The sequence below is a fragment of the Variovorax sp. Varisp46 genome (assembly GCF_059491885.1).
Genome location: NZ_CP168515.1, coordinates 4,209,044 through 4,231,091 on the forward strand (window position 1 = coordinate 4,209,044; position 22,048 = coordinate 4,231,091).

Sequence of the window (22,048 nt, forward strand, 5' to 3'; positions counted from 1 at the left end):
GTTCTGCGTCCGCGCGCAGGGCCGAAGACGATGCGGGCGCTATCGGAGGTACTTCACTCGACGCGCGACCTTTCGGCCATGGCCTTGGCCAGGCCACCCCACTGGGCGCGGAACAGCCCTGGGTCCATGGTCTTCACGTCGCGCATCAGGGGCCTGAACCCCATGTGCGCCAGCACGTCGCGCTCCAGGTCGATGCCCGGCGCGATCTCGATCAGTTCCAGCCCTTCGGTGGTCAGGTGGAACACCGCGCGTTCGGTGACGAACAGCACGTTCTGCTGGCGCCGCGCGGCATCCAGCCCATTGAAGGTGATCTGCTCCACCTTCTCGATGAACTTGCGGGACTTGCCTTCCTTGACGATGGTGAGCTGCCCGTCGACCACCTTCACCTGCAGGCCCCCGGCGGTGAAGGTGCCGCAGAACACCAGATTCTTCGTGGAGCACGTGATGTTCACGAAGCCGCCGCAGCCCACGGGGCGGCCGTTGAATTTGCTCACGTTCACGTTGCCGTGGTTGTCCACCTGGGCCAGGCCCAGGAAGCTGGCGTCCAGGCCGCCGCCGTCGTAGAAGTCGAACTGCAGCGACTGCTCGATGATGGCGTCGGCGTTGTAGGCCACACCGAAGTCGCCGCCCTGCGCGGGAATGCCGCCGGTGATGCCGCTCTCGACACTCAGGGTCAGCTGGTCGGCCACGCCCTCCTCCGCTGCCACCGAGGGCACGCCGGCCGGGATGCCGATGCCCAGGTTGGTGATCGCGCCGGGCGCAAGCTCCAGCGCCGAGCGGCGGGCAATCACCTTGCGCTCGTCCAGCGGCATGGGCTCCAGCGAGTTCACGGGCACGCGCACGTCACCGCACAGCGCGGGGCTGAACTGCGTGGTGATGGTCTGCATGTGGTTCTCGGGCTGGCTGACCACCACGTAGTCCACCGACACGCCAGGCACCTTCACCGACTTGGGGTGCAGGCTGCCGGCCTGGACGATGCGCTCCACCTGCGCGATGACGATGCCGCCGCAGGCCTTGGCCGCATGGGCAATGTTGATCTGCTCCAGCAGCATGCCTTCCTTGTCCAGCGTGATATTGCCGTTCTCGTCGGCCAGGGTGCCGCGGATGATGGCCACGTCGATCTTGGGCGAGGGGTAGAACAACCATTCCTCGCCGTTGAATTCGACCAGCCTGACCAGGTCTTCGGTGGACTTGCCGTTGAGCTTGCCGCCCTCGATGCGCGGATCGACGAACGTGCCCAGGCCCACCTTGGTCAGCAGGCCCGGGCTGCGGCTGGCGATGTGCCGTGTGAGGTGCGACAGGCTGCCCTGCGGGAAGTTGTAGGCCTCGACCTCGCCTTCGAACACCATCTTCATCATCTCGGCGCCGGTCTGGCCGAAGTGGCCGGCCACGGTGCGCTTGATCATGCCGGGGTGGGCGAAGTGCACCATGCCCGCGTCCTTGCTGTTGCCGATGGCGCCGCAGGCCCAGGTGGTCACGTTGCGCGGGTGGCCAGTGTCCAGAAAGGTTTGCTCCACGCCCTTGAGCACTTCCTCGGGCAGGCTGGTGACGGCCAGGCCGCCCAGGAAGATGGTGGCGTCGTCGGGGATGAGGGCCCCGGCTTGGGCGGCGGTGATGATTTTCATGGTGTGTGGTTTTGTGTCGGGAACGGGTTCGGTCGTTCTGGCGTCTTGAGGCCGGCAGCTCTCAGGCTTCGGGGTTTTCGATAAGCAACGCCATGCCCTGCCCGCCGCCCACGCAGGCGCTGGAAATGCCGTAGCGCAGGCCGCGGCGGCGCAGTTCGCGCGCCAGCGTCACCGTGAGGCGCACGCCGGTGGCGGCAAGCGGGTGGCCCAGCGCGATGGCGCCGCCGTTCACGTTGAGCTTGTCGCGGTCGAGGCCCAGTTCGCGCTCCACCGCGATGGTCTGCGCGCCCTGGGCCTCGTTGATTTCGAACAGGCCGATGTCGTCCAGCGCGAGCCCGGTGCGCGCCAGCAGCGCGCGGATGGCGGGGGCCGGGCCGATGCCCATGTACTCGGGCGCCACGCCCACTGCTGCCGCACCGCGCAGGCGCGCCAGGGGCTTGAGGCCGCGCTGCTGCACATACGCATCGCCGGCCACCACCGCGCCCACGGCGCCATCGACCAGGGCCGAGCTGTTGCCGGCTGTCTGCACGCCACCGGGATAGACGGTGCGCAAGCCCGCCAGGGCCTCGATGGGCGAGGGGCGCGGGTGGGTGTCGCGGTCGAGCTGCGCCACCTTGCGCGGCAGCGTGATGCCCCGCGTGGCATAGCCTTCGAGCGCGAATTTTTCGCTCGTCACCGGCACGATCTCGCCGGCCAGGAAGCCATCGGCCTGGGCCTTGAGCGCTCGCTCGAACGAGCGGGCGGCGTAGGCGTCCACGTCTTCGCGGGTGATGCCGTATTTCTTCGCCAGGTTCTCGGCGGTCTCGATCATCGTGACCGGGCCCGCGGTGTCGATCAGCGCTTCCATCAGGAAGTCCTTGAACTCCACCGGCGCGCCCAGCTTGAAGCCCGTGCGGTGCGTGTAGGCGGCAATCGGGTTGCGCGTCATGGACTCGGTGCCCACCACCAGCGCCACGTCGGCATAGCCCAGCGCGATCTGGTCGGCCGCCTGGCGCAGCAGCTCAAAGCCCGTGCCGCAGATGCGCTGCACCAGGATGGCCGGCACACTCTGCGGCACGCCCGCGTACAGGCCGATGTGGCGCGGCAGCACGAAGGCGTCGAAGTCGGCCTGCGCCATCGATCCGGTGATGACCGAGTTCACGTCGGCGGCGGACACGCCGCTGCGCTCCAGCACCGCACGGGCGACCTTGATGCCCATGTCGGTGGGCGACACATGGCCCAGGGGACCGCAGTAGTCGACCATCGGCGTGCGCACGCCGTCGATCAGCCAGGCGTTCAGGGGAGCGGAAAAGGAATGTTCAGTGGTCATGGATCAAGCTTTCTGGGTTCTGCTGTCGGTCACGCGCAGCACGGTGGCATAGCCGCTGTCGCCTGCGGCGCAGCCGGTGAAGAGGCCCACGCCGCCACCGCGCAGCACCAGCTCTTCGATGAGTTCGATGATGGCGCGCAGTCCCGTGGGCGCCTGCGGGTGGCCCCAGATGATGGAGCTGCCGTAGTTGTTCATGCGCTCCCACGCGAAGCCGGTGTCGCGCGCCAGGGCGATGTCGTTCACGGCGAACGGGTTGTGGGTCTTGACGGCGTCCACGTCCTTCATGGCGAGGCCCGCGTGCTTCAGCGCATTGAAGGTGGCGGGCACCGGCGCCATGGGCATGTAGCCCGCCTCCACGCGCGCCATGCCGAAGCCCAGGATCTCGATCTCGATGCCGGGATCGATGGACGCAGCGCGCGCCCGGTCGCGCGTGGTGACGATGGCGCCCGCGTTGCCGTCGGCCGGATGGGTCTGCCCGCCGAAGGTGACGGTGCCGCCCTCCTTCACGGGCTTGAGCCTGGCCAGGCCTTCGGCCGTGGTCGGGAAGATGCCTTCGTCGGTGCCGAGCGTGCCGGTCTGCTTGCGGAATTTCGAGTCGGAGAGCGGTACGTCGGCCATGTAGCGCTTCTGGAACGCGCGGTCATCGGCCAGCGCCTGCTGGTACTGGGTGTAGCGGTGCAGCTTCAGCGCGTGCTGTTCCTCGGTGCTGATGCCATAGCGCGCGGCCACGTTCTCGCCTGTCTGCAGCATCGCGTTCTTGGCGTAGGGGTCGTGCGCCATGTTGTCGGGCACCCAGTGCTCGGTGATGCCATAGCCGCCGGTGCCACTCGAATCCGGGTAGTACACGACCGGCCCGTTGGACTGACGGTCGGCCATCACCAGCAGCGCGCTACCGGCCGTGCCGCAGGCCACTTCCTGCGCGGCCATCTGCAGTGCGCGCACGCTGGTGGCGCAGGCCTGCTGCACGGTGGGGCCGGCCACGCGATCGATGCCCATGAGCCCCGTGACCCACGGCAGTCCGTAGAAGCTGCCCTTCTGCGGATTGGTGATGCCCAGGATGGCCAGGTCCACCGCCGCGAGGTCGTAGCCGCGCGCCGCCAGCGCCTGCCGGCCCACCTTGGCCGCCAGCGGCAGTGCATTGAGGTTGGCCAGCGAGCCCTGCCACTTGGCAAAGGGAGACGACCAGTAGATACCGTAGGGGATGAAGGCGTTCACGGCGGGCTCCTTGTTCCTGAGGTCTGCATTTAGTTATTTATCATAACCATATGATCCACTGGAAAAGCTAGGGAAAGCACCTAGAAAAGAGCCCGGCTTCGACCTTGTTTTAGTTATCTTCAATAACCATAATTCCGCCAACTCACCCACATCACCATGACCCAGTCCACCGACATCTCCCTGGAAATTCGCGGCGAACGCGAGGAAATCGCGGTCATCCGCCTGACCCGCCCCGCCAAGCGCAACGCCTTGAACGACGGCCTGATCCTCGCGCTGCGCGAGTTGATGGAAAGCCTGCCCGCCACTGTGGCCGCCGCGGTGATCGACGGCCAGGGCGAGCACTTCTGCTCGGGGCTGGACCTCAGCGAACTCAAGGAGCGCGATGCCGGCCAGGGCCTGCACCACTCGCGCATGTGGCATGCAGCGCTCGATCGCGTCCAGTTCGGCCCCGTGCCCGTGGTGGCCGCGCTGCACGGTGCCGTGGTGGGCGGCGGACTGGAGCTGGCCAGCGCGTGCCACATCCGCGTGGCCGACGAATCGACCTTCTACGCGCTGCCCGAAGGCTCGCGCGGCATCTTCGTGGGCGGTGGCGGCGCGGTGCGCATCCCGCGCCTGATCGGCACGGCCCGCATGACCGACATGATGATGACCGGCCGCGTCTACAACGCCGTGGACGGCGAGAAGGTCGGCTTTGCGCAGTACCTCGTGCCCGCTGGCACCGCGTTCGACAAGGCCTTCGAGCTGGCCCAGCGCATCGCCCAGAACGCGCCGCTGACCAACTACGCGCTGATGCACGCGCTGCCCCGCATTGCCGAGCAGCCGTCCGACCAGGGCCTGATGACCGAAGCCATGATGGCCGCCATCGCACAGAGCGCACCCGAGGCCAAGGCCCGCGTGCGCGCCTTTCTCGACGGCAAGGCGGCCAAGGTCAAGAAGGACTGATGCACATCGCGCGCACCGAAAGCCCCTGATGACTGCAAACCCCTCCCCCCGCTACCGCCCCCTGCGTTTCGGTGTCACCGAAGTGCGCACCCGCGCAGCGGACAACGGCGTGGTCTATGTCGAAGCCGCGCAGGCCCTGCAGCCGCACCCCGTGCGCCTCACCGAGCGGCTGGCGCACTGGGCGCAGGTGGCGCCCGAGCGCACGTGGATGGCCCAGCGCGTGAAGAACGCCGATGGCAGCCTGGGCGAATGGCGCCACATCAGCTACAGCCAGGCGTGGGCCGCGGCCCGCAGCATTGCGCAGGCGCTGCTGGGCATGAACCTGGGCACCGAGCGGCCCGTGGCCATCCTGAGCGAGAACGACCTGGACCATGCGCTGCTGTCGCTGGGCTGCCTGGTGGCCGGCGTGCCGCAGTGCACGGTGTCCACCGCGTATTCCACGATCAGCCAGGACTACGACAAGCTGCGCCACGTGCTGGACACGCTGACGCCGGGCCTGGTGTTCGCAAGCGACGCCAAACGCTTTGCCCGCGCCATCGGCGCCACGGTGGCCTCCGATGTGCATGTGGTGCTGGGCAGTGGCAGCATCGAAGGGCGTCGCACCACGCCGTTCAGCGAGCTGCTGGCCACCCCCGCCACGCCCGCCGTGGATGCGGCGCACAGCGCGATCACCGCGGACAGCATCGCCAAGTTCATGTTCACCTCGGGCTCCACCAAGCTGCCCAAGGCCGTGATCGTCACGCATGGCATGTGGGCCGCCAACCTGCAGCAGATGAACCAGTCCATGCCCGTGCTGGCCGAAGAGCCGCTGGTGCTGGTGGACTGGCTGCCGTGGAACCACACGTTCGGCGGCAACCACAATTTCGGCATCGTCATCTACAACGGCGGCACGCTGTACCTGGACGAGGGCAAGCCCACGCCCACGGGCATGGCCGAGACCATCCGCAACCTGCGCGAGATCGCGCCCACGGTGTACTTCAACGTGCCCACGGGCTTCGAGGTGATCGCCCAGGCGATGAAGACCGATGACCAGCTGCGCAAGAACCTGCTCAGCCGCGTGAAGATGTTCTTCTTCGCCGCGGCCGCACTGTCGCAGCCCATCTGGGACGCGCTGTTTGAAAGCGCCGAGCGCGAGGTGGGCGAGCGCATCGTCATGAACACGGGCCTGGGCATGACCGAGGGCTGCCCCTTCTGCTTGGCCGTGAACAGCCCCGACGTGCAGGCCGGCGACATCGGCGTGCCCACGCCGGGGCTGCAGCTCAAGCTGGTGCCCGTGGACGGAAAAATCGAGGTGCGCTACCGCGGCCCCAACATCACGCCCGGCTATTGGCGCAACCCCGATGCCACGCGCGAGGCTTTCGACGAAGAGGGCTTCTACTGCTCGGGCGACGCGGTGAAGTGGATCGACGAGAACGACCTCAACAAGGGCCTGAAGTTCGACGGCCGCATCGCCGAGGACTTCAAGCTCAGCACCGGCACCTTCGTGAGCGTGGGCCCCATGCGCGCCAAGATCATCGCGGCCTGCGCGCCCTACGTGCAGGACGCCGTGCTCACCGGCATCAACCTCAAGGAAGTCGGTGCGCTTCTGCTGCCCACGGCCGCCTGCCGCACCCTGAGCGGCCTGCCCGCCACCGCCAGCCTGCAGGAAGTGGTGCAGAGCGCGCCCATCCAGCAGCATTTCCAGAAGGTGCTGAACCAGCTTGCGGCGCAGGCCACCGGCAGCGCCACGCGCGTGGCACGGGCCCACCTGATGGCCGAGCCACCGTCGCTCGACAAGGGCGAGATCACCGACAAGGGCTCCATCAACCAGCGCGCCGTGCTCCAGCACCGTGCGCATCTGGTGAACGCGCTGCACGACGGCAGCCTGCCTTTCACCATCGTTCCCCAACACTGAATTTCACCGGAAGGAATCCACCATGCACATCCAAGGACAAGCCGCCATCGTGACCGGCGGCGCATCGGGCCTGGGCGAAGCCACCGCACGCGAACTGGCGCGCCTGGGCGCGAAGGTGGCCGTGCTCGACCGCAATGCCGAACAAGCCGAGAAGATCGCCGCCGAGATCGGCGGCGTGGCGTGCGCCTGCGACATCACCGACGCCGCCAGCGTGACCGCCGCACTGGACAAGGCCGCCGCCGCCCATGGCCCCGCACGCATCCTCATGAACGTGGCCGGCATCGGCAGCGCCAAGCGCATCGTGCAGCGCGACGGCAGTGCCGCGCCGCTGGAAGACTTCACGCGCGTGGTCACCATCAACCTGATCGGCAGCTACAACGTGAGCCGCCTGTTCGCAGCCGCCTGCGCCAAGCTGCCCGCGCTGGACAACGGCGAACGCGGCGTGATGATGTTCACCGCCTCGGCCGCCGCGTTCGACGGCCAGGTGGGCCAGCAGGCCTACAGCGCCTCCAAGGGCGGGCTCGTGGGCATGACGCTGCCCATGGCGCGCGACCTGGCCCAGCACGGCATCCGCGTGTGCACCGTCGCGCCCGGCCTGTTCGCCACGCCGCTCATGAAGGAGCTGCCCGAAGCCGTGCAGCAGTCGCTGGCCGCATCGATCCCGTTCCCGCCACGCCTTGGAAAGCCCTCGGAGTTTGCCGAGCTGGCCTGCCACATCGTCACCAACGGCCATCTCAACGGCGAAGTGATCCGCCTCGACGGTGCACTGCGCATGGCGCCGCGCTGACTCTTCAAACCCGCTTCCATCCCGCTTCCTTCAGGAGACATCGATGACATTCAAGAAAAAGACCACCCTCGCCGCCGTGCTGGCGCTCATGGCCATGGGCATGGCCCATGCCGACATCACCATCGGCGTGGTGCAGCCCCTCACCGGCCCGGCCTCCGGCCTCGGCATTCCGGTGAAGAACGGCATCATGATCTGGCCCAAGACGATCGCGGGCGAGACGCTCAAGGTGGTGGTGCTCGACGACGCCACCGACCCGACCACCGGCGTGAAGGACACGCAGCGCCTGGTGACGGAAGACAAGGCCGACGTGATCATCGGCTCCAGCGCCACGCCGGTCGCCATTCCGATGGCCGACGTGACCGCCGAAGCCGGCACGCCGCAGATCGCGACCTCGCCCGCCAGCCTGCCGCCGGGCAAGGACAAGTGGTTCTTCCGCATGCCGCAGTCGAACGACGTGATGGCCTACGCAGTGGTCGCGCACATGAAGAAGCAGAACGTGAAGACGGTCGGCTTCCTCGGCTACACCGACGCGTACGGCGAGCTGTGGCTCAAGGCGCTGACCGCCGAGGCCGCCAAGAACGGCATCAAGATCGTCGCGACCGAGCGCTTCGCGCGCTCCGACACCAGCGTGACCGGCCAGGTGCTGAAACTCACGTCGGCCAACCCCGACGCGATCCTGATCGTGGCCTCGGGCAGCGGCGCAGGCATGCCGCAGAAGGCGGTGATGGAGCGCGGCTACAAGGGCAAGGTCTACCAGACGCACGCCGCCGCCACGCAGGACCTGATGCGCACCGCCGGCAAGGATGCCGAAGGCACCTTCGTGGTGTCAGGCCCCGCCACCGTGGCCGAGCAGTTGCCCGACAGCCATCCGTCGAAGGCCGCCGCAGTGGCCTTCGTGCAGGGCTACGAGAAGGTCTACGGCCCCGGCTCGCGCAACCAGTTCGCCGGCCACTCGGCCGACGCGCTCACGGTGCTCGAGAAGGCCGTGCCGGTTGCACTCAAGAAGGCCAAGCCCGGCACGCCGGAGTTCCGTGCCGCGCTGCGCGATGCGCTCGAAGGCATGGGCCGCACGGTGCTCGCGCACGGCGTGCTCAACTGGACGGCACAGGACCACTGGGGCTACACGACCGAGACCGGCGTGATGCTCAAGGTGGTGAACGGCGCGTTCAAGGTCGAGCAGTAACCTTCTTCAATCGCAGCCTCACGCCATGGACTTATCAATCGCCAGCATCCTGACGCTGGACGGCCTCACCAATGGCGCGATCTATGCCCTGCTGGGCATGGGCATCGTGCTCGTCTTCACGGTGACCCGCGTCATCTTCATCCCGCAGGGCGAATTCGTGGCGTACGGCGCGCTGACGCTGGCGATCTTCCAGACCGGCAAAACGCCGGGCACGGTGTGGCTGCTGCTCATACTGGCCGGTGTTGCCGCGCTGATGGATCTGGTCACGACCTGGCGCCACAGCGGCAGCGCGGCGGGCGGGCTGAAGGCGGCAGCGCGCACCTTCGTCCTGCCGGCCATCATCTGCGCGGTGTCGGCGTGGGCCGGCCCGCGCAACCTGCCGATCGGCGTGCAGGCTCTTCTCACGGTGTTCATCGTGACGGCCTTCGGGCCGCTGGTGTACCGCGTGGCGTACCAGTCGCTGGCCGGCGCGAGTTCGCTGGTGCTGCTGATCGTCTCGGTCGGCGTGCACTTCGCGATGACGGGACTGGGCCTGCTGTTCTTCGGCGCTGAAGGTTTTCGCAACCCGCCGTTCTGGGACGAGCGCATGGCGCTGGGCCCGCTGAACGTGAGCGGGCAGGCGCTGATCATCTTTGCCATGTCGGCCGCGCTGATCGTGCTGCTGTACCTGATGTTCGAGCGCAGCCTGTATGGCAAGGCGCTGCGGGCAACGGCCGTGAACCGGCTGGGTGCGCGGCTCATGGGCATTTCCACCCAGGCGGCGGGGCAGCTCACTTTCGCGATGACGGCACTCATCGGTGCGCTCTCGGGGCTGCTGATCGGGCCGACCACGACCGTGTTCTACGACTCGGGATTTCTCATCGGCCTGAAAGGCTTCGTAGCTGCCGTGGTTGGCGGGCTTGCAAGCTACCCGGGTGCACTGCTCGGTGCGCTGGCAGTGGGCGTGATCGAGTCCTTCGGTTCTTTCTGGGCGAGCTCGTTCAAGGAAGTGATCGTGTTCACCATCATCCTGCCGGTGCTGCTGTGGCGCTCGTTGCGCAGCGGGCATTCGGATGAGGAGCATTGATGAGCACACGTTCTTCTTGCCGCTCCAGGGGTCGTTCGGGGTGCGCTCACGCCGACGGGGTACCTTGCTCCGCGAATGTCCCCCGCCCTTCGGGCTCCTCCTTTATTTCGCTGCGCAAGGCACCCCGCCGGCGTGAGCGTTCGGCAGAGCGGTTGAACGGCCAGCACAAGCAGAGCGCCCATCGTGCACAGGGCACCGGGTGCTCCCCGCAGCGAAATAAAGGAGGAGCCGAAGGCGGGGGACATTCGCGGAGGGGAGTACCCGGTGGCCTGTGTACGCGCCCCGAACAAGCGCACCTGAAACAAAACAAACAACCCGCGATGGATCACTGAGATGGAAGCGCTTCTGACCCCTTCTTCGACCCCTGCGCCGGACAAGAGCCTGCTGCGCACCTGGGGCCCGCTCGCACTGATCCTGGTGCTCGTCGCGCTGCCATTCCTGCCGCTGCCCGACTTCTGGATCATCCAGCTCAACTACATCGGCATCTACACCCTGCCCGTGCTCGGCCTCGTGCTGCTCACCGGCGTCGGCGGCCTCACCTCCTTCGGGCAAGCGGCCTTCGTGGGCATCGGCGCGTACACCACCGCCTACCTCACGGTGAACACCGGCCTGTCGCCGTGGGTCACGCTGTTCATCGGCCTGGGGCTCACCGGCCTCAGCGCCGCGTTCATCGGCGCGATCACGCTGCGCATGTCGGGCCACTACCTGCCGCTGGCGACCATCGCGTGGGCGCTGTCGCTCTACTACCTCATGGGCAACCTCGATGCGCTCGGCAAGTACGACGGCATCCTGGGCGTGAAGGGGCTGTCGCTGTTCGGTTTCGAGTTCGGCCAGCAGCGGCTGTTCTACGGCGTGGTCTGGGCTTTCGCGATCCTCGCTGCGTTCGCGGTGATCCGCCTGCTCGATTCGCGCAGCGGCCGCGCCATCCGTTCGCTGGCCGGCGGCTCGCAGATGGCCGAGGCCATGGGTGTGAACACGCTGCGCTTCAAGATCGGCATCTTCGTGCTGGCGGCCATGCTCGCATCGATCTCGGGCTGGCTGTTCGCGCACTTCCAGCGCACGGTGAACCCGTCGCCCTTCGGCCTGAAGATGGGCATCGAATACCTGTTCATGGCGGTGCTCGGCGGCGCGGCGCACGTGTGGGGTGCCATTGCCGGTGCCGGCGTGGTCAAGCTGCTGGAAGACCAATTGCAGGTGCTGCTGCCCAAGCTGATCGGCACGGCCGGCAGCTACGAGCTGATCGTGTTCGGCATCATGATCGTGCTGGTGCTCAAGTACCTGCCCAGCGGGCTGTGGGCCTTCGTCGACCGGCGCCTGCCGCGTCCGCGCCGCAGCGTCGACTGGCAGAACGCCAAGGACCTGCCCGCACGCGCCAAGCCGGCCGCCGGCGAGGTGGTGCTCGACGTGCAGGCCATCCGCAAGACCTTCGGCGGGCTGGTGGCGGTGAACGACATCAGCTTCCAGACACGCGCCGGCCAGATCGTCGGCCTCATCGGGCCGAACGGCGCGGGCAAGTCGACCACCTTCAATCTCGTGACCGGCGTGCTCGGGCTTTCGGGCGGCGCGGTGCGCTTCCGTGGCGAGGCCATCGGCGGGCTGGGCGCGCGGCAGATCGCGCAGCGCGGCGTGTCGCGCACCTTCCAGCACGTGAAGATGGTGGCCGACATGACGGTGCTCGAGAACGTGGCGCTGGGCGCCCATCTGCGCGGCCACAAGGGCGCCATCGCCGCCATGCTGCGCATCGACCGCACGGAAGAGCGCGCACTGTTCCGCGAGGCCGAGCGCCAGCTGCAGCGCGTGGGCATGGGCGACTACCTGCACGAGATCGCGGGCAACCTCGCCATGGGCCAGCAGCGCCTGCTGGAGATTGCGCGCGCACTGTGCGCCGACCCAGCCCTGCTGCTGCTCGACGAGCCCGCGGCCGGCCTGCGCCACAAGGAAAAGGAAGCGCTGGGCAAGGTGCTGCGGCAGCTGCGCAGCGAAGGCATGAGCATCCTGCTGGTGGAGCACGACATGGGGCTGGTGATGGACATCTGCGACCACATCGTGGTGATGGAATTCGGTACGCACCTGATGGAGGGCACGCCTGCCGAGGTGCAGAACAGCGACAAGGTGCGCGCGGCTTACCTCGGAACGGAGCATTGAGATGACCACACCCCCCCTGCTCCACATCCGCGACCTGCACGCCGGCTACGGCCGTGCCGAAGTGCTGCACGGCATCGACCTGAAGGCCGGCCAGGGCAGCGTCGTCACCGTGATCGGCCCGAACGGAGCCGGCAAATCCACGCTGCTCAATGCGCTGATGGGCGTGCTGCCTTCGAAGGGCGTCATCGAGTTCAAGGGCCAGCCCATCTCCACGATGACGCTCGAAGAGCGCGTGATGCTCGGCATCGCGCTCGTGCCCGAGAAGCGCGAGCTGTTCGGCACCATGCCGGTGGAAGACAACCTCGTGCTCGGCGGTTTTCGCCAGGTGCGGCTGCGCAACAAGCAGTGGCGCGACCGCATCGACGAGGTCTACACGCTGTTCCCGCGCCTGAAGGAGCGCCGCACGCAACTGGCCGGCACGCTGTCGGGCGGCGAGCGGCAGATGCTGGCGGTGGGCCGCGCGCTGATGTCGCGCCCCACGCTGCTGATGCTCGACGAACCCAGCCTGGGCCTTGCGCCGCTGGTGGTGCAGGAAATCTTCCGCACGGTCGATGCGCTGCGCGCCACGGGCGTCACCATCCTGCTGGTCGAGCAGAACGCACGCGCCGCGCTCGAAGTGGCCGACCACGGCTATGTGCTCGAGATGGGCAGCGTGAGCCTCGAAGGCGAAGCGAAGAAGCTGGCAGTCGATTCGCGCGTGATCGACACCTACCTGGGCGCGGCAAGAAAAGCCGCCTGAAGAAAGTGCCGCGGCCTGCGCGGCAAGGAGACAACATGAACCGACAGCAGCGCCCCCTTTCCCTCGGCCTGTGCGCGACCGCGATCGGCGTTGCCGCCTTGCTTGTGGCCTGTGCGGGGCGTCCACCCGCAGCGCACGCACCGCTGGCCGCCGCGCGTCCCGGCACGCTGCAGGCCTGCACCGACCTCGCCGCGCGTGCCGCGCTGCCGGGCACGGCCTACACCTCGGCCACCGAGGTGCCTGCGGGCGCCGTCACGGTCGGCGGCGTCGCGATGAGCGCTCCCGCGCACTGCCTCGTGCAGGGCCGCATGAACGAACGCACGAGCCCGGTCGACAACCAGCGCTACGCCGTCGGCTTCGAGATGCGGCTGCCCGTGGCATGGAACGGCCGCTTCTTCTACCAGGCCAATGGCGGGCTCGACGGCGTGGTGGTGCCCGCGATCGGCGGCATCGGTGGTGGCGGCCCGCGCAGCAGCGCGCTGCAGATGGGCTTTGCCGTCATCAGTTCCGACGCCGGCCACGCGGGATCGATGGGGCCGCGCTTCGGGCTCGACCCGCAGGCACGGCTCGACTACGGCTACAACGCCGTCGCGCAGCTCACGCCGATGGCGAAGAACCTGATCGCCAAGGCCTACGGGCGCGGACCCGACCGCTCGTACTTCGGCGGCTGCTCCAACGGCGGCCGGCATGCGATGGTGGCCGCGGTGCGTTCGGCGCAGCAGTACGACGGCATCCTCGCGGGCGACCCCGGCTTCAACCTGCCGAAGGCGGCGGTGGCACAGCTCTACGGCGCGCAGCAATACGCGGCCGTGGCCAGCGCGAAGACACCGGCCGGCCAGCCCGATCTGCAGAGCGCCTTCACCCCGGCCGAGATGAAGCTCGTGGCCGACAAGGTGCTGCAGCGCTGCGATGCACTCGATGGATTGGCCGACGGCATCGTGTCGAACGTGCAGGCCTGCCAGGCACGCTTCGACATCCAGGCGGACGTGCCCACCTGCGCCGCCGGCACGCGCGATGGCATGTGCCTGAGCGCGCCGCAGAAGAACGCACTCGCCAACGTGTTCGTCAAGGGTGCGCGCAACAGCGCAGGCCAGCCGCTCTACAGCAGCTTCCCGTTCGACGCGGGCGTGAGCGGCAGCAACTGGCGCGAGTGGAAGTTCGCAAGTCCGCCGACGCGCGACGCGGGTGCCGTGGGCTTCATCTTCACCACGCCACCGCTGGCCGAGCGGCCGCAGGGCCTGCCCTTCGCGCTGGGCTTCGACATGGACCGCGACGCACCGCGCATCGCGGCCACCGACGGTGTGTTCCACGAGTCGGCGCTATCGTTCATGACGCCGCCGGACGCGGCCAACCTGGGCGCGCTGCGCGACAGGGGCGGCCGCATGATCGTCTACCACGGCACCAGCGACCCGGTGTTCTCGTCCGACGATACCGCCGCCTGGTACGAGCGCGTGCAGGCCGCGAACGGCGGCGATGCCTCTTCGTTCGCGCGCTACTTCCCGGTGCCCGGCATGAACCACTGCGCAGGCGGCCCGGCCACCGACCAGTTCGACATGCTGAGCGCGCTGGTCGACTGGGTCGAGCAGGGCAAGGCGCCCGCATCGGTCACGGCCGCCGCGCGCGGTGCAGGCACACCGGTGCCCAACGCCGAAGTGCCCGCCAACTGGTCGGCGCAGCGCACGCGGCCGCTGTGCCCTTACCCACAGGTCGCCACCTACACCGGCGGCGACACGGAGCGCGCGAGCAGCTTCGCCTGCAAGCCCCCTGCCCCTTAGATTTCCGCTCCCCGATGGACTATCAACCCCGCCCCGAAGACGTTCGTTTTCTGCTCAATGCCGTGCTCGATGCGCCCGCGCGCCTGGCCGCGCTCGCGCCCTTTGCAGAAGTCGACGAGGCGCTGCAGTCGCAGGTGCTCGAAGAAGCGGGCCGCTTCGTCGGCGAAGTGGTGGCCCCTATCAACCGTGGCGGCGACGAAATCGGATGCCGCTTTGCCGACGGCGAGGTCGTTTCGCCTCCAGGCTTTCGCGAGGCGTACCAGGCCTTCGTCGATGGCGGCTGGCCTGCGTTGTCGGCCGCGCCAGAAGACGGCGGCCAGGGCCTGCCCGCGATGCTCGAAGCCGTGCTCTACGAATGGCTGGCCGCCGCCAACCACGGCCTGACGATGGCGCCCGGCCTGTTGCACGGCGCGTATGCCTGCCTCAAGCACCATGGCAGCGACGAACTGAAGCAACGCTACCTGCCGAAGATCGCCACCGGCGAATGGCTCGCCACGATGTGCCTCACCGAGGCGCATGCGGGCAGCGACCTGGGCCAGGTGCGCACGCGCGCCGTGCCGCAGGCCGATGGCAGCCTGCGGGTGAACGGCGGCAAGATCTTCATTTCCGGCGGCGAACACGACCTGACGCCGAACATCGTGCACCTCGTGCTGTGCCGCGTGCCCGATGCGCCTGCCGGCCCCAAGGGACTGTCGCTGGTGCTCGTGCCCAAGCTGCTGCCAGACGGCTCCCGCAATGCGGTGCACTGCGAGCGCATCGAGGAAAAGATGGGCCTGCACGGCAGCCCCACCTGCACGATGCGCTTCGACGATGCCGTCGGCTGGCTGGTCGGCGAGCCCGGCCGCGGTTTGGCCGCGATGTTCGTGATGATGAATTCCGCGCGCCTGCACGTGGCGCTGCAGGGCATCGGCCTGCTCGACGCCGCATGGCAGAAGGCCGACACCTACGCCGCCGAACGCCGCCAGATGCGTGCGCCCGGCCCCGTGCCTGCCAGCCGCGGCGGCGAGCCGGCCGACCTGATCGCCGAGCACCCCGCGGTGCGCCGCATCCTCGACACGCAGCGCGCCTGGATCGACGGCGCGCGCACCCTCGCCTACCGCAGCGCGCTGATGCTCGACGTGGCCACGCACGACGCCGATCCCAAGGCCCGCGAACAAGCGCAGCGCTGGTGCGCGTTCGTCACGCCGGTGCTCAAGGCCGCATGCACCCAGCAAGCCTTCCACGGCGCGAGCGAATGCCTGCAGGTGTTCGGCGGCCACGGCTACGTTCGCGAATCGGGCATCGAGCAGATCGTGCGCGATGCGCGCGTGACCATGATCTACGAGGGCACCAACGAGATCCAGGCCATCGATCTGTTGGTGCGCAAGGTGCTGCCCGACGGCGCCGCCGCCATGTCGGCCGTGCTGCTCGAGCTGCGTGACATGCTCGATGCCTCGCGTGAAGCCGATGCCGACGCGCAGCGCCGGCTGGCGCAGCTGCGCTACCTGGGCACCACGGTGGCGATTGCGGCGCAAGCCGACACCGTGCTGCCGTACGAAATAGCCGACGACTACTTGCGCGTGACGATGCTCGCGATGATGGCGTGGGCCTGGGCCCGCATCGAGGCCGCCGCCCCGCAAGACGCCGCACGGGCGCGCACGGCCGGCGCCTTCCGCCGCTGGGTGCTGCCCGAGTTCGAGATGCGGCTGGGCATCGTCAAGCGGGCCTGCGAGGCCGTGGCGCACACCCAAGCGGCGTAAACGCAAGGTGTCGCACGGTAGGCACCCCGTACGCACGCAGGCGGTTACGCTCTAGTCCCATGGCTTCCTCCTCGAAATCCGTCTCCGCGAAAGGCGAGCAGGCCGCGGCGCCGCAGGGCAGGCCTGAGCGGCTCGATGCCCGCATGCTCGAAACGCTGGTCGGCTACAACGCCCGCCGGGCATGGCTGATCGTCAGCGCCTTCTTCGCGGAGCGCATGGCGCCCTACGGCCTCAAGCAGATCGATTTCTCGGTGCTCTCGCTGCTGGCGCACAACCCGGGCGCCACGTCGCGGCAGCTGTGCAACACGCTGGACATCCTGCCGCCGAACCTCGTGAGCCTGGTGGCCACGCTGGACAGCCGGGGCCTCATCGAACGCCGCCCCCACCCGCACGACGGCCGCGCCGTCGGCCTGCACCTCACGGCCGCCGGCGAAACGCTGATCCGCGAGGCCGAACAGACCGTGGTGCAACTGGAAGCCGACGCCAGCGCCAGGCTCACCTCCCGCGAGCGCGAGACGCTGATCAGGCTGCTGCAGAAGATCTATCTCTAGGCTTCCAAGGCCTCCGAGGCTTCAGAGACCTCGCCCGACCATATCGATCACTTGCTGTCCGAGCGCATAGGCCGCCTCGGCATCCATGCCGCGCAGCGGCCCGTCGATGATGAGCAGCGCCAGCCCATGCACCGCGCTCCATGCGAGGTATTCGGCATTCGGGCGCCGCGCCGGGTCGAGCACGCCCGCGTCCGCCAGCCGGTCGATGGCCTTGCCCAGCAGCTGGAACGGGTCCAGCCCGCTCGCGCCGGCTTTCCCGGCACCGAGTTCACCGCTGCCTTCATCGGAAAACACGAATGCCGTGCGGAACAAACCGGGCTCGGCCTGCGCGAAGCGCAGATAGGCCGTGCCGATGGCGCGCAGCTGTGCGCGCGCGAAATCGGCCGGAGGCTGGTCGCAAGGCAGCACTGCCAGTTCTTTCTCCATCGCGATCGCAGCCGCGGCCAGCGCGGCCGCGCGCACCGCCAGCAAAAGCTCCTGCCGGCTGCCGAAGTGCCGGTACGCCGCGTTCGGCACGACCCCCGCACGCCGCGTGGCTTCGCGCAGCACCACCGCACCCGGGCCGCCGTCGCGCGCCAGTTCGATGCCTGCGTCGAGCAGCGCCCGCCGCAGGTCGCCGTGCCGGTAGGTGCTGCGGGCGGGAGGCAGGCTCTCGGGGACGTTGTTGAGCTTCATTTCATTTCCATGTGGACACTGTCCATTATCCCTGCTATTCTTTGTGGACGGTGTACACAAAGTAATCCGATTGTTTGCGGCCCATGACACCGGGGGCTTTCCGAATCACCTCTCCAGTTCAAAGGAACCGCCATGAAAGTCCAGTCTTACCTCTCGTTCGAAGGCCGATGCGACGAAGCGCTCGGCTTCTACAAGAAGGCGCTCGGCGCCGAGGTCGTACAGCTCATGCGCTACAGCGAAGCGCCTGCCGGAGCCCCTTCGGGCAATGCGGACGCCAGTTGCGGCGGCGCGATGCCCGACGCCAGCAAGGTGATGCACGCGGTGTTCCGCATCGGCGACACCGAGCTGATGGCCTCGGACGGCCGCTGCTCCGGCCAGGCGAAGTTCGAGGGCATCATGCTCGCGCTCACCGCCAAGACCGACGCCGAAGCCGTCAAGTGGTTCAACGCGCTGTCCGAGGGCGGGCAGGTCACGCAGCCGCTGATCCCGACCTTCTTCACCTCGAACTTCGGCATGCTGACCGACCGCTTCGGCGTGGGCTGGCTGCTGGTCGTCGCGCACCCTGCCTGATCGCACTCGCTCGCACAGCCAATCTCCCGAAAGCCCCGCCATGCTAAAGAAAATCGCCCTCGTCGTCGTGCTCGCGATCGCCGCGCTGCTGATCTTCGCGGCCACCCGGCCCGACACCTTCCGCGTCGAGCGCACCGCGCGCATCGAGGCGCCGGCCGAGAAGATCTTTCCGCTGATCGACGACTTCCACCGCTGGAACGCATGGTCGCCCTACGAGAAGCTCGACCCCGCCATGAAGCGCAGCTTCGGCGGCAGCGCGAACGGCAAGGGCGCGACCTATGCCTGGGAAGGCAACGACAAGGCCGGCGCGGGCCGCATGGAGATCGTGGAGTCGGCGCCTTCGTCGAAGGTCGCGATCAAGCTCGACTTCATCAAGCCCTTCGAGGGCCACAACACCGCTGAATTCACGCTGCAGCCCCAGGGCAATGCAACGCAGGTCGCCTGGGCCATGTACGGTCCGAGCCCCTATGTCGCCAAGCTCATGGGCATCTTCTTCAACATGGACCAGATGATCGGCAAGGACTTCGAGACGGGCCTCGCCAACCTGAAGGCCGCCACCGAAAAGTAATTCCCGAAAGGAAAAATCATGCCCCACATCCACGCCTACCTCACCTTCGACGGCAACGCGGCCGAGGCCATGCGCTTCTACGAGAAGACGCTGGGCGGCACCATGCAGATGATGATGACCGTCGGCGAAGCGCCCGACACGGAGCAGTTCCCGCCCGAGGCGAAGAAGCGCATCATGCATGCCTCGCTCGCCTACGGCCAGGGCATCCTCATGGCCTCCGACTCCATGCCCGGCCAGCCGTACGAAGGCATGAAGGGCTTCGGCGTCGCGCTGACCATCGAGACCGTGGCCGAGGCCCGCCGCGTGTTCGACGCCTTCGCCGAAGGCGGCCACGTCGGAATGCCCTTCGAGAAGACCTTCTGGGTCGAAGGCTTCGGCATGGTGACCGACCGCTTCGGCACTCCGTGGCTCATCAACGGCGGCAAGCCGCTGGTCTGAGCCGTCCCCTTCCTGCTTCAAGAAACCCGCTTCCCATGACCAACCAACTCGACAGCCGCAAGCGCTGGCTCGCATTGATGGTGCTGTGCCTCGGCGTCCTGATGATCGTGCTCGACACCACCATCGTGAACGTGGCGCTGCCCTCGATCCGTACCGACCTTGGCTTCACCGAGACCTCGCTGGTCTGGGTGGTGAACGCCTACATGCTGACTTTCGGCGGCTTCCTGCTGCTCGGAGGCCGGCTCGGCGACCTGTACGGCCACCGCCGTGTGTTCCTCGCGGGCCTGGTGCTGTTCACGCTGGCATCGCTGGCCTGCGGGGTCTCGACCTCGCAGGGCCTGCTGGTGGCGGCGCGCGCGGTGCAGGGCCTGGGCGGCGCGGTGGTCTCGGCGGTGTCGCTCTCGCTGATCATGAATCTCTTCACCGAGCCCGCCGACCGCGCCAAGGCAATGGGCGTGTACGGCTTCGTCTGCGCGGGCGGCGGCAGCATCGGTGTGCTGCTGGGCGGGCTGCTCACGAGCACGCTGAGCTGGCACTGGATCTTCCTCGTCAACCTGCCGATCGGCGTGGCCGTGTACGCGTTGTGCGTGGCGCTGCTGCCGGGCGCGCGCGGCCATGCGCATGGCGAGAAGCTCGACGTGGCCGGCGCCGTCACCGTCACCCTGTCGCTGATGCTCGCGGTGTACGGCGTGGTCAACGGCAACGAGGCGGGCTGGGGCTCTACGCAAACGGTTGGCCTGCTCGGCGCGGCCGTGGTGCTGCTGGCGATCTTCATCGCCATCGAGGCGCGCGTGCGGCATCCGCTGATGCCGCTGGGCCTGTTCAGGCTGCGCAGCGTGTCGGTGGCCAACGTGGTGGGCGTGTTGTGGGCCGCGGCCATGTTCGCGTGGTTCTTCATCTCGGCGCTCTACATGCAGCTGGTGCTGAACTACACGCCGATGCAGATCGGCCTGGCCTTCCTGCCGGCCAACGTGATCATGGCGGTGTTCTCGCTCGGCCTCTCCGCGAAGATCGTGATGCGCTTCGGCATCCGCAAGCCGCTGGCGGCCGGGCTCTGGCTCGCGGCCATCGGGCTGGCGCTGTTCGCGCGCGCGCCGGTCAACGGCAGCTTCGTGGTCGACGTGCTGCCCGGCATGATGCTGCTGGGCCTCGGCGCGGGCATGGCCTTCAACCCGGTGCTGCTGGCGGCCATGAGCGAGGTGAGTCCAGCCGATTCGGGCCTGGCCTCGGGCGTGGTCAACACCTCGTTCATGATGGGCGGCGCGCTGGGCCTGGCCGTGCTGGCCAGCGCCGCGGCCGCGCGCTCCGCATCGATGGAAGCCGCCGGTGCGCAGATGCCGCTGGCACTCACCGGGGGCTACAACCTTGCGTTTCTCGTCGGTGCCGTGTTCGCGGCGGCGGCGGGTTTGATCGGGGCCCTGCTGCTTCGCACCGCCATGCCGGGGCAGGCGCAGAACAACGAAGAAGCAGCACCCCGCGGGACGGCGGGCGGCACGGCGTCGTGAACATCCGCACGCCATGCCGCAACCGCCGGTTTTCTTTCTCCAACGCTTCCACTCTTTGTTCAGGAGAACACTCATGGCTCGTTATGTAGACGGCTTCATCGTCGCCGTTCCCACCGCGAACGTAGAGGCCTACCGCAAGCTCGCGCGCAAGGCCGGCAAGGTCTGGATGGAATACGGCGCGCTCGAATACGTGGAATGCATCGCCGACGACGTGAAGCCCGGCAAGCTGACCTCGTTTCCGCAGAGCGTGAAACAGAAGCCCGATGAGACGGTGGCCTTCTCGTGGATCACCTACAAATCGCGCAATCACCGCGACGCGGTGAACGCGAAGGTGATGGCCGACCCGCGCATCACTGCGATGGACCCGAAGACGATGCCCTTCGACGCGAAGCGGATGATCTTCGGCGGCTTCAAGTCCATAGTCGAGTTTTGACCCCTTTCGGGAACACCGCGGAACCGGCTTTGCCGGGCCGCAGGTGTTGCCCCCTGCAAGGGGGGTGGCGCAGCGACACGAAGTGCGCGAAGCCTGGGGGTTAGCCAATGAACCCGTCATAGACGAGCTTCAGGCCCGTCAGCAGCATCCCCAGGTACACGAAGCGATAGAACCACGTCGCATCGATGCGCCGCGCAATGCGGATGCCGACCCACACGCCCAAGGGAGCGATCGGCATCAGCACCAGCGACGTGGCCAGCGTGCGGAAGTCGAGCAGGCCGAGCCACGCATAGGGAATCCACTTGCTGAGATTCACCACGAAGAAGAAATAGGCCATGGTGGCCGTGAAGATCACCGGAGAGAGCCGCAGCGGGATGACGTAAGCGTTGATAGGCGGCCCGCCCGCATGCGCGATGAAGCTGGTGAAGCCCGACACCGTGGTCAGCACCGCACCCACGCCGCGCGAAGGCAGCGGGTCGTCGGGCTTCGGCGGAAACAGCAGCCGCTGCGCCAGGAACAGCAGCGTGAACACGCCCACGATGCCCGCCACCGTGTGCGCCGGCAGTGCGCGAAACAACAGCGTGCCGATCACCGTGCCCAGCAGCCCGAACGGAATCAGGAACTTGAGCAGCGAGCGGTCGAAGTCGCGCCTGAATGCGGCAATGCCCAGCACGTCCATCAGCAGCAACAGCGGCATCAGGATGGCCGCCGCCTGCGGCACCGTGACGGCCAGCGCCATCATCGGCACCGCGAGCGAGCCGAAGCCCGCGCCGAAGCCGCTCTTGCTGATGCCGAGCAGCAGCACGGCGGGAATGGCGACCGCGTAGAAATGCGGGTCGGTGATCAGGGGAAAGGCCATGGGAAGGGAAAGCGCAGAAAAAAGCCTGCC

At 67.9% G+C, this 22,048-nt stretch carries 20 protein-coding genes; 15 read left to right on the forward strand and 5 right to left on the reverse strand.

The features are described from left to right. Positions 1 to 53: 53 nt before the first annotated feature. The 3 genes from ACEN9N_RS19960 to ACEN9N_RS19970 form a co-directional block, all read right to left on the reverse strand. Positions 54 to 1,625: an acyl CoA:acetate/3-ketoacid CoA transferase gene (locus ACEN9N_RS19960; protein WP_495654367.1), complete on the reverse strand. Its 1,572-nt coding sequence runs from the start codon at positions 1,623 to 1,625 to the stop codon at positions 54 to 56. A gap of 61 nt (positions 1,626 to 1,686) precedes the next feature. Beyond that, complete coding sequence (locus ACEN9N_RS19965) at positions 1,687 to 2,934, reverse strand: thiolase family protein (RefSeq protein WP_007836392.1); 1,248 nt, start codon at positions 2,932 to 2,934, stop codon at positions 1,687 to 1,689. Between the two features lie 3 nt (positions 2,935 to 2,937). Continuing rightward, the gene (locus ACEN9N_RS19970; protein WP_007836393.1) at positions 2,938 to 4,149 is read right to left on the reverse strand and encodes a thiolase family protein; all 1,212 of its coding nucleotides are present in this window, start codon (positions 4,147 to 4,149) and stop codon (positions 2,938 to 2,940) included. Positions 4,150 to 4,305: 156 nt separating this feature from the next. Here ACEN9N_RS19970 and ACEN9N_RS19975 point away from each other — a divergent pair, with 156 nt between their 5' ends. The 10 genes from ACEN9N_RS19975 to ACEN9N_RS20020 all read left to right on the forward strand — a co-directional run bounded on the left by ACEN9N_RS19975 (position 4,306) and on the right by ACEN9N_RS20020 (position 16,970). Further along, positions 4,306 to 5,091 carry a crotonase/enoyl-CoA hydratase family protein gene (locus ACEN9N_RS19975; protein ID WP_413314372.1) on the forward strand — a complete coding sequence of 262 codons (786 nt, stop codon included), beginning with the start codon at positions 4,306 to 4,308 and terminating at the stop codon, positions 5,089 to 5,091. 28 nt (positions 5,092 to 5,119) lie between these two features. Further along, positions 5,120 to 6,985 (forward strand): feruloyl-CoA synthase, encoded by a 1,866-nt coding sequence (locus ACEN9N_RS19980; RefSeq protein WP_495654368.1) that lies wholly within the window; start codon positions 5,120 to 5,122, stop codon positions 6,983 to 6,985. 22 nt (positions 6,986 to 7,007) lie between these two features. Next, entirely contained in the window at positions 7,008 to 7,772 is a 765-nt protein-coding gene (locus ACEN9N_RS19985) for an SDR family NAD(P)-dependent oxidoreductase (protein WP_007836396.1), read from the forward strand. 43 nt (positions 7,773 to 7,815) lie between these two features. After that, positions 7,816 to 8,955 (forward strand): ABC transporter substrate-binding protein, encoded by a 1,140-nt coding sequence (locus tag ACEN9N_RS19990; protein WP_413315738.1) that lies wholly within the window; start codon positions 7,816 to 7,818, stop codon positions 8,953 to 8,955. 25 nt (positions 8,956 to 8,980) lie between these two features. Continuing rightward, the gene (locus ACEN9N_RS19995) at positions 8,981 to 10,021 is read left to right on the forward strand and encodes a branched-chain amino acid ABC transporter permease (RefSeq protein WP_413315739.1); all 1,041 of its coding nucleotides are present in this window, start codon (positions 8,981 to 8,983) and stop codon (positions 10,019 to 10,021) included. A 333-nt stretch (positions 10,022 to 10,354) separates the two neighbouring features. After that, entirely contained in the window at positions 10,355 to 12,166 is a 1,812-nt protein-coding gene (locus ACEN9N_RS20000) for a branched-chain amino acid ABC transporter ATP-binding protein/permease (RefSeq protein ID WP_413315740.1), read from the forward strand. A gap of 1 nt (position 12,167) precedes the next feature. After that, on the forward strand, positions 12,168 to 12,905 hold the full coding sequence (locus ACEN9N_RS20005) for an ABC transporter ATP-binding protein (protein ID WP_007833162.1): 738 nt from the start codon (positions 12,168 to 12,170) through the stop codon (positions 12,903 to 12,905). 35 nt (positions 12,906 to 12,940) lie between these two features. Next, on the forward strand, positions 12,941 to 14,680 hold the full coding sequence (locus tag ACEN9N_RS20010; protein WP_413315741.1) for a tannase/feruloyl esterase family alpha/beta hydrolase: 1,740 nt from the start codon (positions 12,941 to 12,943) through the stop codon (positions 14,678 to 14,680). A gap of 14 nt (positions 14,681 to 14,694) precedes the next feature. Further along, positions 14,695 to 16,419 (forward strand): acyl-CoA dehydrogenase family protein, encoded by a 1,725-nt coding sequence (locus ACEN9N_RS20015; protein ID WP_495654369.1) that lies wholly within the window; start codon positions 14,695 to 14,697, stop codon positions 16,417 to 16,419. A 59-nt stretch (positions 16,420 to 16,478) separates the two neighbouring features. Further along, the gene (locus ACEN9N_RS20020; protein WP_007833157.1) at positions 16,479 to 16,970 is read left to right on the forward strand and encodes a MarR family winged helix-turn-helix transcriptional regulator; all 492 of its coding nucleotides are present in this window, start codon (positions 16,479 to 16,481) and stop codon (positions 16,968 to 16,970) included. A 21-nt stretch (positions 16,971 to 16,991) separates the two neighbouring features. Here ACEN9N_RS20020 and ACEN9N_RS20025 read toward each other — a convergent pair whose 3' ends face one another. Continuing rightward, positions 16,992 to 17,645 (reverse strand): TetR/AcrR family transcriptional regulator, encoded by a 654-nt coding sequence (locus ACEN9N_RS20025; protein ID WP_495654370.1) that lies wholly within the window; start codon positions 17,643 to 17,645, stop codon positions 16,992 to 16,994. Positions 17,646 to 17,777: 132 nt separating this feature from the next. Here ACEN9N_RS20025 and ACEN9N_RS20030 point away from each other — a divergent pair, with 132 nt between their 5' ends. The 5 genes from ACEN9N_RS20030 (at position 17,778) to ACEN9N_RS20050 (ending at position 21,159) form a co-directional block, all read left to right on the forward strand. Beyond that, positions 17,778 to 18,215 carry a VOC family protein gene (locus ACEN9N_RS20030; RefSeq protein ID WP_007833155.1) on the forward strand — a complete coding sequence of 146 codons (438 nt, stop codon included), beginning with the start codon at positions 17,778 to 17,780 and terminating at the stop codon, positions 18,213 to 18,215. A 40-nt stretch (positions 18,216 to 18,255) separates the two neighbouring features. Then, entirely contained in the window at positions 18,256 to 18,783 is a 528-nt protein-coding gene (locus tag ACEN9N_RS20035; protein ID WP_495654371.1) for an SRPBCC family protein, read from the forward strand. Between the two features lie 18 nt (positions 18,784 to 18,801). After that, positions 18,802 to 19,221: a VOC family protein gene (locus ACEN9N_RS20040; RefSeq protein ID WP_007833153.1), complete on the forward strand. Its 420-nt coding sequence runs from the start codon at positions 18,802 to 18,804 to the stop codon at positions 19,219 to 19,221. 35 nt (positions 19,222 to 19,256) lie between these two features. Continuing rightward, the gene (locus ACEN9N_RS20045) at positions 19,257 to 20,726 is read left to right on the forward strand and encodes a DHA2 family efflux MFS transporter permease subunit (protein WP_495654372.1); all 1,470 of its coding nucleotides are present in this window, start codon (positions 19,257 to 19,259) and stop codon (positions 20,724 to 20,726) included. A 73-nt stretch (positions 20,727 to 20,799) separates the two neighbouring features. Then, positions 20,800 to 21,159: a DUF1428 domain-containing protein gene (locus ACEN9N_RS20050; protein ID WP_495654373.1), complete on the forward strand. Its 360-nt coding sequence runs from the start codon at positions 20,800 to 20,802 to the stop codon at positions 21,157 to 21,159. Positions 21,160 to 21,259: 100 nt separating this feature from the next. Here ACEN9N_RS20050 and ACEN9N_RS20055 read toward each other — a convergent pair whose 3' ends face one another. Continuing rightward, complete coding sequence (locus tag ACEN9N_RS20055) at positions 21,260 to 22,018, reverse strand: sulfite exporter TauE/SafE family protein (protein ID WP_007833149.1); 759 nt, start codon at positions 22,016 to 22,018, stop codon at positions 21,260 to 21,262. Between the last annotated feature and the right edge of the window lie 30 nt (positions 22,019 to 22,048).